Origin of the sequence: Moorena sp. SIO3A2, assembly GCF_010672265.1 — a bacterium.
Lineage (GTDB): Bacteria > Cyanobacteriota > Cyanobacteriia > Cyanobacteriales > Coleofasciculaceae > Moorena > Moorena producens.
In genome coordinates, this window is the sequence record NZ_JAAHHC010000043.1 from 17,383 (window position 1) to 31,949 (window position 14,567).

15 protein-coding genes are annotated in these 14,567 nt (G+C 44.4%); 6 read left to right on the top strand and 9 right to left on the bottom strand.

The window, feature by feature from the left end; genetic code table 11:
* Positions 1–34: 34 nt before the first annotated feature.
* Positions 35–607: a Uma2 family endonuclease gene (locus F6K64_RS30175; protein ID WP_287267318.1), complete on the bottom strand. Its 573-nt coding sequence runs from the start codon at positions 605–607 to the stop codon at positions 35–37.
* A gap of 54 nt (positions 608–661) precedes the next feature.
* Between F6K64_RS30175 and F6K64_RS30180 the strand changes: the two genes are divergently transcribed.
* Positions 662–793, top strand: a complete 132-nt coding sequence (locus F6K64_RS30180; RefSeq protein ID WP_287267319.1) for a hypothetical protein — start codon at positions 662–664, stop codon at positions 791–793.
* 293 nt (positions 794–1,086) lie between these two features.
* Positions 1,087–3,282, top strand: a complete 2,196-nt coding sequence (locus tag F6K64_RS30185) for a lytic transglycosylase domain-containing protein (protein ID WP_287267321.1) — start codon at positions 1,087–1,089, stop codon at positions 3,280–3,282.
* 305 nt (positions 3,283–3,587) lie between these two features.
* Here the strand turns inward: F6K64_RS30185 and F6K64_RS30190 are convergent, their stop codons facing one another.
* From F6K64_RS30190 to F6K64_RS30200, 3 genes are all read right to left on the bottom strand, one after another.
* Complete coding sequence (locus F6K64_RS30190) at positions 3,588–4,223, bottom strand: hypothetical protein (RefSeq protein ID WP_008187290.1); 636 nt, start codon at positions 4,221–4,223, stop codon at positions 3,588–3,590.
* 217 nt (positions 4,224–4,440) lie between these two features.
* On the bottom strand, positions 4,441–4,659 hold the full coding sequence (locus F6K64_RS30195) for a hypothetical protein (protein WP_287251720.1): 219 nt from the start codon (positions 4,657–4,659) through the stop codon (positions 4,441–4,443).
* Between the two features lie 10 nt (positions 4,660–4,669).
* Positions 4,670–5,701: a bifunctional heptose 7-phosphate kinase/heptose 1-phosphate adenyltransferase gene (locus tag F6K64_RS30200; RefSeq protein WP_287267322.1), complete on the bottom strand. Its 1,032-nt coding sequence runs from the start codon at positions 5,699–5,701 to the stop codon at positions 4,670–4,672.
* Positions 5,702–6,310: 609 nt separating this feature from the next.
* On the opposite strand from F6K64_RS30200, the gene F6K64_RS30205 reads away from it, so the two are divergent.
* Positions 6,311–6,874 (top strand): PEP-CTERM sorting domain-containing protein, encoded by a 564-nt coding sequence (locus tag F6K64_RS30205; RefSeq protein ID WP_008187287.1) that lies wholly within the window; start codon positions 6,311–6,313, stop codon positions 6,872–6,874.
* A 47-nt stretch (positions 6,875–6,921) separates the two neighbouring features.
* Positions 6,922–7,068, top strand: a complete 147-nt coding sequence (locus tag F6K64_RS30210) for a hypothetical protein (protein WP_154659863.1) — start codon at positions 6,922–6,924, stop codon at positions 7,066–7,068.
* 220 nt (positions 7,069–7,288) lie between these two features.
* On the opposite strand, the gene F6K64_RS30215 is transcribed toward F6K64_RS30210, so the two are convergent.
* From F6K64_RS30215 to F6K64_RS30235, 5 genes are all read right to left on the bottom strand, one after another.
* Complete coding sequence (locus tag F6K64_RS30215) at positions 7,289–8,239, bottom strand: glycosyltransferase family 2 protein (protein WP_008187284.1); 951 nt, start codon at positions 8,237–8,239, stop codon at positions 7,289–7,291.
* A 94-nt stretch (positions 8,240–8,333) separates the two neighbouring features.
* Positions 8,334–9,617, bottom strand: coding sequence for a pentapeptide repeat-containing protein (locus tag F6K64_RS30220; protein WP_008187283.1), 1,284 nt, complete (start codon positions 9,615–9,617; stop codon positions 8,334–8,336).
* Positions 9,618–9,902: 285 nt separating this feature from the next.
* The gene (locus F6K64_RS30225; RefSeq protein ID WP_044494051.1) at positions 9,903–10,529 is read right to left on the bottom strand and encodes an ABC transporter substrate-binding protein; all 627 of its coding nucleotides are present in this window, start codon (positions 10,527–10,529) and stop codon (positions 9,903–9,905) included.
* On the bottom strand, positions 10,444–11,934 hold the full coding sequence (locus F6K64_RS30230; RefSeq protein ID WP_287267324.1) for an ABC transporter substrate-binding protein: 1,491 nt from the start codon (positions 11,932–11,934) through the stop codon (positions 10,444–10,446). The genes F6K64_RS30225 and F6K64_RS30230 overlap by 86 nt, the downstream gene beginning before the upstream one ends.
* A 101-nt stretch (positions 11,935–12,035) precedes the next feature.
* Positions 12,036–12,326 (bottom strand): hypothetical protein, encoded by a 291-nt coding sequence (locus F6K64_RS30235; RefSeq protein ID WP_287257401.1) that lies wholly within the window; start codon positions 12,324–12,326, stop codon positions 12,036–12,038.
* A 1,039-nt stretch (positions 12,327–13,365) separates the two neighbouring features.
* On the opposite strand from F6K64_RS30235, the gene F6K64_RS30240 reads away from it, so the two are divergent.
* Together F6K64_RS30240 and F6K64_RS30245 are read left to right on the top strand one after the other, a co-directional pair.
* Positions 13,366–13,866 carry an efflux RND transporter periplasmic adaptor subunit gene (locus F6K64_RS30240; RefSeq protein WP_287267325.1) on the top strand — a complete coding sequence of 167 codons (501 nt, stop codon included), beginning with the start codon at positions 13,366–13,368 and terminating at the stop codon, positions 13,864–13,866.
* Between the two features lie 92 nt (positions 13,867–13,958).
* Positions 13,959–14,531 (top strand): DUF1131 family protein, encoded by a 573-nt coding sequence (locus tag F6K64_RS30245; protein ID WP_287267327.1) that lies wholly within the window; start codon positions 13,959–13,961, stop codon positions 14,529–14,531.
* Positions 14,532–14,567: the final 36 nt, after the last annotated feature.

The following is a 14,567-nucleotide window of genomic DNA, read 5'->3' on the forward strand; positions in this document are numbered from 1 at the left end:
CTATAATTAAATAGCATAGGGTAGTTTAGGATGGTTACAAAAACACAATCTGGAGCTGCAACTCAAAACCAGGAAGCAAATGCGATCGCAGTATATCTCCAGGAAACAGAGTCTCGACTAGGGTAAGCTTGGCATTTTTTCGTCGATAAACCTCAACTTTAGTAGTGCGCCAATCCACAATCCAGTATTCCCGAACCCCCCGCACTGAATAGAGTTTCAGTTTTACCTCTCGGTCACGACGCTCATGTTGAGTTCCTGATGATAAAGACTCTATGATCAGGTCTGGCGCTTCAGTTAAATGGCCTGCTTCATCCAGCATCTGTGGCAAGCGATTCTTGTCGCAAACCCAGACAGCATCAGGTTCCACAGCATTTTCTTGGTCAAAAACAATACCTGGAACTAGGACAGCTTCACCATAGCCCTTATCACTTAAAGACCAGGAATCAAGGGCATTGTATAGTCTTCCCACCACCTTGTTGTGGTTCCAATGGCGGGATCTGGTCACAAACAGGTCTCCATCGATAACTTCATATCTATTACCGTCCTCTGGTAAAAGATCTAGGTCTGTAGTAGTGAATCGAATCTGATCAACGGTGGTTTCAGTCATGACTTCTTTTCAAGTTCACTCTTGTGATCAACTGCCAACTCTGACTAATGAATTGTGATAATTTTTGACTCTATATTCCCGACTCCCGACTCCCGAGTCCCGACTCCCGACTCCCTGTTCCCTTTCCTAAATAACAAAATTATTGGCAATCGTACCATAAATCGTCACAATTTAAAGGTAACCTAGTTCTAAGATATGGAATGGGGCGCGCTAAGGGTGGCAAAAATGTGCCTCATCAGGGTTAAAAAAATATAGTTATCATAATAGTTATTATAGTTATCTAATTATCTACTTATTGCTGGCTTCGTGCTCTGTTAAGTCTGACTAATTCTGACCAAATCTGACTACGTCCGGTTCCAGGTTCTTAGTCAAGAACTTTATATTATGGTTTATAACTCAAGAGGGAAACCAGATTACCCTGGTGATGGGTCATATGCTAAGAGACTTTCAACTGCAGCAACTGTGTTGGGTGAGGATATATGTTAAAAGAGCGTAGACAGCAATTTCGTTTATTGGCTGGAGCCATAGTGCTATTGGTATCAGTGTGCCTGGGAGCTGTATTCTTAGGTGTCACCGTAGCGAATCAACTAGAGGAAAGAGAGGAAAACAAGACTGCTAACCAAGGGTTAACGGAGTCAACAGGCAAATCCGCTGTAGCACGGCTGGTTTCCCTGCCACCTCAACAACGAGCAACTAACCTAGATGCCTTTGCCTCCGGTCCGAAGTCTCGGGAACAGTATCGCGCCCGTTATCTGTTGGCATCGGATTTAATTCAACAAAATCAGCCAGAACAAGCCCTAAAGCATCTCGAAGGGCTTGAGTCAGATTATCCGGTTTTAGCATCCCACGTTGCCCTCAAACGTGCTCAAGCTTACCAAGCCATGGGGGATAGGGAATCGGCTACAGGAGTTTGGCAAACTATCCTGAAAAAGTACCCCAACCAAGCAGTTGCAGCAGAAGCCCTTTATCATCTAGGCAAATCTAATCCCAAGTACTGGGACGATGCGATCGCAAAATATCCCAGCCATCCCCGTACTCTAGAAATTGTCCGACAGCGCCTCAAAAACAATCCCAACCAACTCCCATTACTATTAATCTTAGCCAAGCACACTCCTAAAGCCTTAGGAATGCAGGAGATCCGAGACCGGATCGTTGACAAGTACCCTGAGCAACTCACCCCCGAAGACTGGGAAATGATTGGCACTGGTTACTGGGAAACCTGGAAATATGGCAAAGCTGGTAAAGCCTACGCCCAAGCCCCCCGCACTCCCCGCAATCTCTACCGAGCAGGTCGAGGACTTCATTTAGATACCAAAGCCAGCAAAGGCAAAATCTTTTATGAACAGTTAATCAGCGCCTATCCCAATGCCAAAGAAACCGGATTAGCCTTAAGGCGTCTTGCCAGTATCTCTAAGCGAACAGAAGCCTTAGCTTATCTGGATCAAGTCATCCAGAATTATCCCGATGAAGCTCCTCAAGCCTTGCTCGACAAAGCCAAAATCCTAGAAAAGCTCAACAGCAAAGTGTCTGCTGGCCAAGCTCGTAAGTCGGTACTAACCCAATATGCTAGTTCTGATGCTGCGGCTAATTATCGTTGGCAAATGGCTCAAAAAAAAGCAGCAAAAGGCCAGCTACAAGAAGCATGGCAATGGGCGCAACCGATTACCACCAACAATCCTGATAGTGACATCGCTGCCCAAGCTGGCTTCTGGGTAGGTCGATGGGCAAGTCAGCTCGGGCGTCCTAATGATGCCAAAGCTGCCTTTGAACATGTACTAGCTCGTTATCCAGAATCCTACTATGCATGGCGGTCGGCCAACTATTTAGGCTGGAATGTAGGGGACTTCACCTCCGTGCGCTACTTAATGCCCAAAGTTGTCAGACCCCAAGCTAGACCCTTACTAAAAGACGGTTCTGGAACCCTAAAAGAACTGTACCAACTTGGTCAAGATCAGGATGCTTGGGCTCTGTGGCAAGTGGAATTAGGAAACCGCAAGGAACTCAGTGTCTCGGAGCAATTTACTGATGGTGTATTGCGCCTAGGGATTGGGGATAATCTCAAAGGCATTAACCAAGTCTGGAGCCTAAAACGACGAGAGACTCCCCAAGAAAAAGCCGAATGGGCAGCACTGCGTGACGAACCAAAATACTGGCATGCTCTATTTCCCTTCCCTTTCCAAAATTCAATTCTTAACTGGTCTGGTCAACGGCAGCTTAATCCCTTACTAGTAACTGCCTTAATTCGCCAAGAGTCTAGATTTGAACCAGAAATCCGTTCCGTTGCTGGTGCCATGGGTTTAATGCAAGTGATGCCAGGAACAGGTAGTTGGGTTGCCCAAAAAATCCAGTTGAAACAATACAATCTTAAAAATCCTGATGACAACATTAAATTGGGGACATGGTATCTCAGCTTTACCCACCAACAGAACAGTAACAACTCTTTATTAGCCGTTGCCAGTTACAATGCTGGTCCCGGTAATGTCTCCAAATGGGTGAATAGATACGGTTTTAGTGACCCCGACGCCTTTATTGAAAAAATCCCCTTTCGAGAAACCAAAGGTTACGTGAAAACAGTGTTTGGTAATTATTGGAATTATTTGCGACTCTATAATCCTGATATTTCCCGGATGGTAGAAGCTCACGCTGCTAATAAATCCGTAGCATCATCTAATTAATTCTAGGGAGTCGGGAGCGGTGCGACCCGTGGCGAATTTAATTCGACGACTGTAAGCGCACCGAGGGAGTCGGGAGTCGGGAGTGATTGTAAGCTATCAGCTAATGCGCTACGCGCACGCGATCGCGTTCAGCTATCAGCTTAAGCGCTACGCGCACGCGATCGCGTTCAGCCATTAGCCCTAGGCCAAGCTACACCGAACAGCTTTTGAATAAAATAAACTGACGGCTGACTACTGACGGCTGACCGCTGACAGCTAAATGTTTACATCCACAAAACCTGAAACTATGAATACTACTGAAACAATTAAACCCGTTTTGAACAGTTCTTTAATAATGAACTAGTCCCCAAAGCAGCTAATCCTAATAAACCTAAAATTGATGTGGTTTCAGGAACAGGGGCGGGCTGAAGATCAAGACCTTGGCTAGCTGGTTGAAATAGACTGGTTACGTCTATACCATTAGCATCAATTGCCGAGGTAACGGTAACTACTAAGTCAGGCAATCCATCATTCTTAAACCCAGGCAGTACTTGGTCAGTTGTCCCAACTATCTCTAGGATAGAGTCTGGAGAAACTCCAATTGAATCACTACGTTGAAAAAGTGCTGTAGATATCCCCAAGGGTGGGTTTTCTACTGGGCTGAATGTAAACTCTGAAAAGGCAGCTTGATCTGCATCTGTCCTAAATCCTTCTAGAGTAACAAGCTCAGTAGAATCTTGTTGTACAAGAATGTCTAATGATTGTAAATTAGCGGTGAGACCGCTAGTATCTAACACGAAAGAGAAATCAATGGTGTCATCAACATTGACTTGAAGGTCATTGATGGCATCCTTGTCTAATTGTGACCCAGTCGGACTGAATGATACGGAGGCTCCATAAGCTGGAGTAACTGCGATCGCTCCCAGGAGTACTAAAGAAGCACTAATGTCAGTTAATTTCATCAGGATTGACCTAAAAAACTACTATCAATAGTTAATCAAACATTCCTGGATTTGATTTTGAAGAGTCAGTAAAGTTAGCTAAAAGATTAAATGATGAAAGTAAAAACTAATGATGAAAGAAAAAACTTAAGCATTCAGCCGTCAGCTGTCAGCTGTCAGCCTAATGCTTAAAATAAACCTCAGGAGAATTTAAAGGTGCGCTTTCCGCATCTAATTATTAAATTCGCCACGGGTCGCACCTAATAGTTCGAGATGAATCAGAGTTGAAAGTCTGAGGAAAATCCCATCTAACCATATGCCCTACGCACAGGCTAAGCGAACAGTAGTTAGGGGTCAGCCGTTGGCCATAGGCCTTTGGCTGATAGCTGAGGGCTGATAGCTGAGGGCTGATAGCTGAGGGCTGACGGCTGAACGCGATCGCGTGCGCGTAGCGCATATGCTTACGTTTATGCTTCAACCTCCAACAATCCCTGTAAAGCCTCTTTCATCTCATCCTGACTAGTGGTGGCTGTACCAAACTGGCGCACCACAATGCTAGCGGCCAAATTCCCCAAAACCGCTGCTTCCCAGTAGGAAGACCCCAGACACAAGCTCAAGGTCAGGGCTGCTACCACCGTATCCCCAGCACCAGTTACATCAAATACATCGGTGCGATTAAACGCTGGGATATGCTCAACCTTGCCATCACGACCAAACAAACTCATCCCCTGTTCACCACGAGTAATCAGAATTTCTTCCCCTTGAGTCAGTGCCAACAAATCTCTACCAGCTCTCAACAAATCCTCAAAACTCTTAATCCCATACCCCACTGCTCGCTCCGCTTCTGGCAGATTGGGAGTAAAAACTCTAGCGCCATGATAACGTTCCAGATTCTTCTGAGTATCTACAATGGTGCGGTCGTGAGACAAAACTGCTTCAATTACTGGTGGTGTAAACACACCATCTCCGTAATCAGAACAAACTACAGCATCCACCTGACCTAAATGCTGTTGTACTTGTGCTGCCAACTCTAACTGCTTATCCCGGTCGGGCAATTCATCTGACTTGCGGTCTATTCGTACAATCTGCTGAGTCACCGACTGACGGGCATGACCAGCAATCCGGCTTTTGGTCACAGTTGGTCGGTCTGGATCAATCACGATCGAACTAGTATCAATCCCTACCTCCTCAAACATCGTCCGCAGCACTTGCCCTTGAGGATCTTTACTCAAAAACCCAGCTACCTTAACCTCTGCTCCCAGCTTAGCGAAATTATAAACAGCATTTGCCCCACCACCAGGGGTTTGACGAGTGGTTTCATGACGTATTATTAATACTGGAGCCTCTCGTGAAATTCGTTCCACTTCACCTGTGAGAAACTCATCAAGAGTTAAATCACCAACCACCAGTACCTTAGATTGCTTAAAACCATCAATTAGCTCAAACAAACGGGGAGCTGAAGCAGCTAGTTGAGTTTTGAAAGACGCAAATTCAATCATATAGCAAAGGGAACAGGGAGTAGGGAGTAGGGAGTAGGGAGTAGGGATAATAAAATTTAATGTACCTGATAACTCTGATAAACGCTAGAGTTTAGTATTAATTAGTTTCTCCTTACTGTTACTTGAAATACCAGCGATCAGGGTGTCGCGTATCAGCTATCAGCTTTTACCGAAACTTTCAATTCTCATTAATCTCGAACTATTAAATGCTCTCGTTTTGCCATTGCGCATTGCGCATTGCCCACGCTAAGCAAATGGCTGAAGGCTGAAGGCTGAAGGCTGACGGCTGAAGGCTGACGGATTAGTTTACCAGAATGTAGTTGGGATTTATCAACAAGTTTTCAAGTAACTACTTAGACATCAATTCTGTTAACTGTGTTAATAAATTTAAAGTTTATCAACCCCTTTTTGTTCCCTATTCCCTATTCCCTACTCCCTACCCCTATTGCTATAGTCTCAACCGTTATCCACAATGGTATTTTATAATTTTTAATTAAATTTTCTGTAAAGCTTCTGTAATGTTGGTCAACTATAATGACCCTTGGTATAGACTTAATTAGATGAGTGAAAAATCAGTAATATCAACAAATAAGAGACAGGTTTAAATTAATGTTTAAGGGACAAAGGATCTGCCAAAAATTAGCAATAATCACTACTGGTGCGGCTTTAAGCCTAGCAGTGATTGAAATTAATCCTGCCCAAGCTATTACTATTACCTATGAGTTTGGAACAGAAGAATTTTCTGGTAAGTTCAGCTATGATGACGCCAATGAAACCCGGAGGAAATTTTTTGCTTCTATACCGGATTTTCCAGTGATCGAGATAAGTTATCCGGTAGATAAGATTGAGTTTTTTTTCGACAATAGAACCTATACCAAGGCCGATTCTACTACAGAGCCTGTGTGGTTAATCTTCGAAGGAGCTGGAGCTGGCCAGCAATTACGTTGGAGTACAGAAGATTTTAGTTTTAGCCCTGCTACTGGTCCGGCTCCGAGTTTTCCAGAGTTTTTTACTGTGTTCGAGATAGATGGAGAATTTGTAGAGACAGCGAGTTTTGGGCTGGTTGAAGATGAACCAGCAAGTGTACCTGAACCTGGGACAGTTATAGGACTTAGTCTTTTAGGTTTAGGCTGGCTCTCAAAGAGAAAGATAGCATCTTCTCCAAGGGTATAAAAAAAACTGGCGTTGCTTAATAATGGAATGATTTTAAGAATAATGGAATGATTTTAAGAGTAGGTGCGCTTTCCAATGGGCGAGTAAATCGCCCTTGGGTCGCACCTGTGGAATGGGCATCTTGGTGGAACTGGCATCTTGCCAGTTTCATGCTTATTTTCGGGCGGGCAGGATGCCCACTCTACTCCTATTAATTATTTTCGGGCGGGCAGGATGCCCACTCTACTCCTATTAATTATTTTCGGGCGGGCAGGATGCCCACTCTACTCCTATTAATTATTTTCGGGCGGGCAGGATGCCTACTCTACTCCTATTCATTCCTTGATTCAGCAACGCCAAAAAAAAAACATATGCTGAACGCGATCGCGTGCGCGTAGCGCATTAGCTGATAGCTGATTGCTGTCAGCTGATTCCTTACTTTGATCTTCCTTCTTCCACAAACCCCCTCACTTCTGATAAAACATACAATGGTCTGCCTTTAACTTCTTCATAAATCCGTCCTACATATTCCCCCAAAATACCAATAGATACTAACTGCACTGCTCCCAAAAAGAAAATTGCAATCATAATAGTGGCAAACCCAGTCACAGGAGAATTAGGTTCAAAAATCCGCCAGTAAAGCACTAACCCTGCCATCAATAGCGCTATCGCTGTTGCTAATAATCCCAAATAAGTAGCGATTCGCAATGGCACTTTAGAAAAAGAAACCAGTGCATCTACTGCTAGGGCTAAGGATTTACGAATGGTGTACTTGATATCACCAGCAAAGCGGGGGTCACGTACATAGGAAACAGAGGTTTGCCGCAACCCTACCCAAGAACGCAATCCCCGCACGTAACGGTTCCGTTCTGGCATGGCATTGAGTACATCAACCACCCGTCGATCCATTAAACAAAAGTCCCCCGTATCTATGGGAATCTCGACATTGGCCAGACGGCGCAGTAAGCGATAAAATAGGTAAGCGGGAAAGCGCTTTAACCAACTTTCACGACGTCTCTGGGTGCGCTGAGCATAAACAATTTGATAACCCTGCTGCCATTTTTCGACTAGCACTGGGATGATCTCTGGTGGGTCTTGTAAATCAGCATCTAGGACAATAATCCCTTGACCCCGCACAAAATTTAGACCGGCAGTGACAGCAATTTGATGACCAAAGTTACGGGAAAGACTTAGGTAACATACCCTTGGGTCTTTTTGATGAAGGTCTCGCATCAGCTCTAGAGAGCGATCGCAACTGCCATCATTCACTAGAATTAACTCCGCCTCCCCCAACTGATCCATTACTGTACTGATGCGTCGGTACAGTTCTAAAATACTGTTTTCCTCGTTATATACAGGAATAACCAGGGAATAGGTTGGGTTCATCGTTCTTCAACATTTTTGAATTAAGAATGTAGAATGCAGAATGTAGAATTCTACATTCGCGCATTCTACATTCTGCATTCTGACAGACGACCTTCTAACGCCCTAATTTATTAGGAATTCCCTGACAACCACCGGGGATTGTTTTTCTTGACTTTTCACCGCACCAAGCACAGCAATAGTAGTGCTGCTTTTCATCCATCCGCTGGACACCGGTGAAGTTAACATTTTCGACTACTGCACCGGTGTAAACTCCAGTGCGATAGTCAGGGGGATGGGTACGACTGCGGGGACTGGCAGTTTCTACTGAACCATAAAATAGGCGGACTCCCTTGAGGTCAGCACCAGTGAGGTTGGCTTCATATAAAACAGTGCGGGATAGATTCGCTTGCACTAAGTCACAGAAACTCAGATTCGCTCTGACCATATTAGCTTCACCGAGTTCTGTCCAACGCAAATCTGTACCACTCAGGTCTGATCCAGCTAACATTACATTCAGGTCAATAACTCTTATACCATAAACTCGGTCTTCTTGGTATCCTCCATACCCATCCAACATGGGGCGTCCTAAATGATTATCCCGTCTGAGGGGAGTTAGTAAACGGGCTTGGGACAAAAATCTGAGCACTTTGGCTTTCCCATGGGCATCCACACTACTGAGAATCGCAGCAGTTCTTCCTTCGCAAAATGCCCTCTCTTGGGGCCAATCTTCTAGCAATCCCTGATCATCTAAGGCTAGATCTGAAACTCCCTGAAAGTAAGCATCAATGGTTTGCTGCTGAGTAATCATATTTTGCTGGATGGTCAAGTCTTTGGAAATGACATATTGTCGCCAAGCAATGAATACTGCTAGGACGGCAATCAAAATCTGTCCCAAAGCACCAACCCACTCAGCCCATGACCCAAATTCATCCCATTTAATTTGAACTAACCAATTGCTGATGTTTTGGTAAACACCAAGAAATTTCAGTAAGCCACTTATTGCTGCTACCACTCCGATCGAGGCAATAACTTTGATTCTTTGTGGTGGTGGCAACAAATCAGTAAGCCATTGTTTGAGAACCGGTAAAATCACTGGCAGTGAAACCAGCAACGCCACAATAGCTCCGGATATCCCAATCCAGAGGTTATCAATCACTACCCCAAAAATCATGATAGCGATCGCACTGAGAATAATTAGGCTTAGGGAGCGATTGGCAGGACTAACTGATCCAATAGTTGGTTTATTGGGTAGGTTTGACAACGGCAGGGTAGATAAATGTTGCTCCTCTTGAGTTTGGGGAGGAGATGGTGGTGAATTACCATTGGCTGAGTTCTTGGCGGTACCGTTGTTACTATGTTCAGGCTGATTGGGTGGCACAGGCTCAGGCAAGTTAGTCATGGTATTCCCATCAAAATAAGCTCAAGGTCAAGCAACATTACAAAATAATACAGCTCTTAGACACTCGGATCGTTTTTTAGGTGATTTGCACCTCAACAGATTAGCAAATTTTCAAGTGAAATCCGGTAGACTTGACTTGTGTTAAATTTTATTTTGTACGTTATCTAAATCCAAGCGGGAGCAATAATAATCTGTAACTTTATATAGCGTTACTCATAGTTATCTGGGTTCCCAAGAGCATACTGCATTGCTACTCCCTACTCCCTACTCCCTACTCCCTACTCCCTACTCCCTACTCCCTACTCCCTCCAACCCAGAACTTTGTACCTCACCCGATGGAGAAGTGCTGTACCACAGATGAGCATTCCAGTTTGTATTGAAAGGGTTGGGCATCCGTTCCTGAATCCTAGTCGATTGTACTTGTAGTAACTGTGGCTGAGATTGGGTAAGAGGCACGACAGTCCATTCTTTGTTTTCCCTCAAGGTCTGTGCCAGGTCTTTTGAGTAAGGGAGCACCGCTGCAGTGACTTTATGGCCTAGCACCATATCGAGCAGCTGTTTGTGATCACAGATGACGGGAATGACAATTTGATCAAATCGTGGTGTGCCTTGCCAATAGTCTGGAAAAGCACTCAACTGGATGCCACTAGAACCGAAGGTCTCAACTTGGAATGGTCCAGTCCCAATCGGCTTTATCCCAAAGTGTTTTGTACCATAACAATGGCGCGGTACAATTCCCAAAGTTAAAAGTTGGGGATGAATAGGAGGTTTAGCTACCGGGCCTGGGTCGATTGCTAAGGGATGGGAATCCCTAGGCTCAATGGAATCAATTTCCCTGAGGGGATGGGATTGAGAGGGTAACCTTTGAGAGGCAGACTGTAATGTAAACGCAATGGTTTTTTGATCTACCACTTTTGATATCCCTGATGCTTGTCAAAACCAGTTTGCGCCAGGGTGAGTCAATTTTCCGTAGTACCTGATAAGTGAACTCAACATCAGCAACCGTTAGAGGGGTGCCATCGTGGAAACGTAGGTTGTCATGAAGCTGGAAATAAAGAATTTTAGTGATTTTGTCTACAGTTTCTAGCTTCCACTTGACAGCAAGATCGGGAACCAGCAACCCACGTAAGGAATTAAAACGACATAAACCCCGGAACACCAGACTCAATACATCTGCTGGTCCTAGGTTTGGGTTGAGCAAAGGGTCAAGGGTCTTAATCGGACGAAAATCAGCAATGGTAAGCTCTTGGCGCGATTTGACCCAAATCTTTTTGGTAAAGGTGCTGTTGCTTGGGTTGATATCGGCGAGTTGTTGTTGTGGATCAGCCGTGAAGCGGATCATATGGAAGCCAGCCTTAAACCTAAGTTGATGACGAATGCTGCTGTCTTGCGATCGCTGATTTGGTTGTAAGGTGCCATGGGGACTAAGGTCAGATAGATTATTAATAGTCCACTCAACTTGGAAAGAACCGGAAGGGCTACTTCCTTGATTAATTAGATCTGCTTCTAATGTAATTAAATCCCCTGCTACTGGTAATGGCGGATTTAGGATAATGTCACGCACCAATAAATCAATGGTAGTGGCTTCCCAAGGAAGAGTATTGGTCGTTTGACCATTAATCACAGCAAATAGCACACCAACACCCGTGACTTGGGGCATAATCACACTCAGGCGGGACTCACTCCAACTGATGATTTGGGCTGGCTGACCCTGAAACAAAACTAGAGCATCGGGTGAAGGCACAGAACCGAAATTACCCCCTTCAATCACCACACTACTCCCTGGCGGTGATTTGGCTGGTTTCACTTCAGTCAAAAATGGCAGTTGTCGCCACATCCGAATCCGTGCTTCTCGAAGATCAGTTTTGCGGCTAACTTCGGCGATCATTGCTGGGGTTTGGGTGTAGCGATCTAGGTCATCAACGGAGTAAATTGCGATCGCATTTAGTTGTTTGATCTCAGCATCAGTAATATCTGGTAACGTAGCCAGAGGACGGTTATCTACTGGTCGATCTAGGGGCTTATGTACCCCATGCAACTGACTCTGTAGTACTTGGGTAAAATCCAATTTGAGAACAGTACCACCATTTTCCTTGGGATCAACAACCGTCCGAAACCAAATTTCTCGATCTTGACCACGGCGCACTGTTACTTCCAAATCCAGGTTTAGCTGTTTGATAGCCAAAGACTTACCACGAGCATAGGATTTGAGGGAGAGAGTATCTTCCGCATAGTCAATTTCCGATGCGATCGCATCCACCAATTCTGCCAGCTGCCATTCTTGGTTATCCTCTGTTACTGACTCATCATTACTCATCGATCCCAAGTTCCCTCTTCTGACTTCCCTACTCCCGCGTCACTCCAAGGGTGGGGTACCTCACCCAATTGATAACTGCTATACATGCAATAGTTTATCCTTTAGCTTTTGTCTTCAGTAGTGATAGTGATTCCGATACGACCATTACTACCAACTGGTTCTATTTCACGAGCTGATGGCATTGTAACTATCACTCTATTTGACTTTTCTGGTAAAGACTGGGGGTCAGTTTGCAGCCGTAGATTGGCAGGAATCTCAACATCCACATCAGTGACCTGTAACTTCAATGGTTCACCACCGCGATCACTACCCCGATCACTTGTTTCTTCCAATGTGTCAGTGATCTCTCGGAAAATCAATGTAATTAAATCTCCTAGTGTGATGTCAGCCATCAGAAAATCTTGGTGATTAGTAGTTGAATTATAATCCTTTTTTATGCTTTGCGCTCTTGTAGAGTCTAGAAACAGAGACTTTATCAACAAACCCAGCGGTAATCAGGCTATACTGTTTCAGTAAGATTTAGTCCAGGTTTTTTTTAATCAACAGTAAAAAAACTATTTCAATACTGCTCTAGCATTTTTAGTTTATATGTAAACCTAGGATTGATATAAAAAGCAATGCAGCGCCTTAATACCGGGGTTTCCCCCAGTCGCACTTTGCATCAAGACTTCTTATCAGGGAACTTCGGATCACGGAAGAGTGTCAAGATATCCGAGGAATTTTTGGTTTTCTGATCAAGGGATGCAGCGATGCCAAAGGGGGTTGCCCCCAGTCGCGCTTTGCATCAAGACACAGGATTGGTTTTCATTATCTATTTAGAGGTTGTCTGAAAAGTCTCATTTGCTACATCCAAGCCCCCGTTGGTCCCCCAATTTTGGGGGACTTCTACCAGCAAATTGATTCTTGTTCCCCCCAGAATTGGGGGGCTAGGGGGGCAAAATTCAGTATCAAAAAACTTGGGAGATATCCTCTTAGAAATGCTATATCTAATTCTTGATATATAGCGCTATTCATATTCATGAGGTACACAGGATTTTTTCTATGTTCCCTATTATGAGTTACCTATTCTGAGATTCCCTATTACCTATTGCCTATTTCCTAAAATCAAAAAAATATCAGGGTAAACGCATCTAATTTGGTATAAATGGTAACAGACAAAAATATCATTAACTCCATTTTTTGGGTAAATTCCCATAAATCCCATCCTAAATCAGTTTTTTTGTTCAAAGTCAGCGGAAAATTCGTTGACTTTGAACAAAAATCAAAGTCGGATTTGCGTACGCAACCAGAATGTAGAGTACTCTCAAATCGACCTTGGATAACACGGCCAATAATTGAGAAGAAATTGGGCTTATTGATAATAACCAGGGTGATTCTATATTTTCTATACTATTGTTTACTTTTTAACTGTAAGTTTTGATACAAATTTAGATGCGTTTACCCTGGGTTGATCAGGCCATCACTACATGTTTATCACTACCGTCACCCTTTGAGGGACAGAAAACTTATCCAGCAAGAGTTTCCTCAATTCTGCCCGAACTAGACTCTAGCACCCGTACCTTAACCGTTGTCCTCACCCTGGATCCCTTGGCAGTCAGGCAAGTGTCCCCTGGACAGGTAGCGAGGTGGAAATTAGCTGAAACTATTCCTACTGCTGGTTACTGGCTGCCCACCACCGCTCTAGTGCAAGGAGTACGTGGTTTGTGGTCTTGCTACGTCTTGGGGGAATTGGCTGAATCGGATCTTTCTGGTGCAACTCACGTCTTCAGTGTCGAACGGCGAGATGTGGAAATTTTGCAGACACAGAGTAACCGCATTCTGGTTCGCGGTACCCTCCAACCAGGGGATCAAGTCATCGTCGGCGGAACCCATCGCCTTGTGCCTGGACAATGGGTGCGGTCAAAAACAGTTGCTGGGGTCAAAGTGCCATGATAGTGTCTTGGGCTAAGTAGAACAAGTATTATTGTTTAAGTTTAACCTTCTTGCTAATGTAATTAGTAGTTAAGATAAACTCTGTAACAAGATTGTATAGAAAAACACTCTTTACTGTAACCACCATAGTCCTACTCACCAGTATCCTGGGCGCTTGCGCCAAGAAACCTTCCCCCCCTGAAACTAAGTCTAATCTCAGGCTGACTGCAGACGGTTTGGGTAAACTCAACAAAACTAGCAACTTTGATGCTGATACCATCAAGAGTGCTCTGCCCAGTTATACCGTAAAAAAAGAAACCACCTCTGCTGAAGGGGAAACTTACGATATCTTCAGAGCCTACTGGCAAGATAGCCCGGTAGTGGAAATCGATGCCGACATCTCCCAGCAGAAAATCGGCAGGATTGAAGTGCTAAGCGATCGCATCCCTGGTCCAAAGGATGTGAAAGTAGGAATAGCCTACTCAGACACTCCTGGACACGAGAAACTAGACTGCTTCCCAGGTGAGGAAGGGTCCACTGGGCAAGTTATTTGTTGGTTTGAGGAAAATGCCTCGATCATATACGTCTATCAACCCCTTAACTGGGAAGGACCTTATGATAAGTTGCCTCCCCTTGAGGTTCTGACCAAGGCTAAGCTAGATAGTCTACTTTGGGTAGCACGCTAGTGAGCAAATAGCAAATACTAATTACTAATTAGCGCT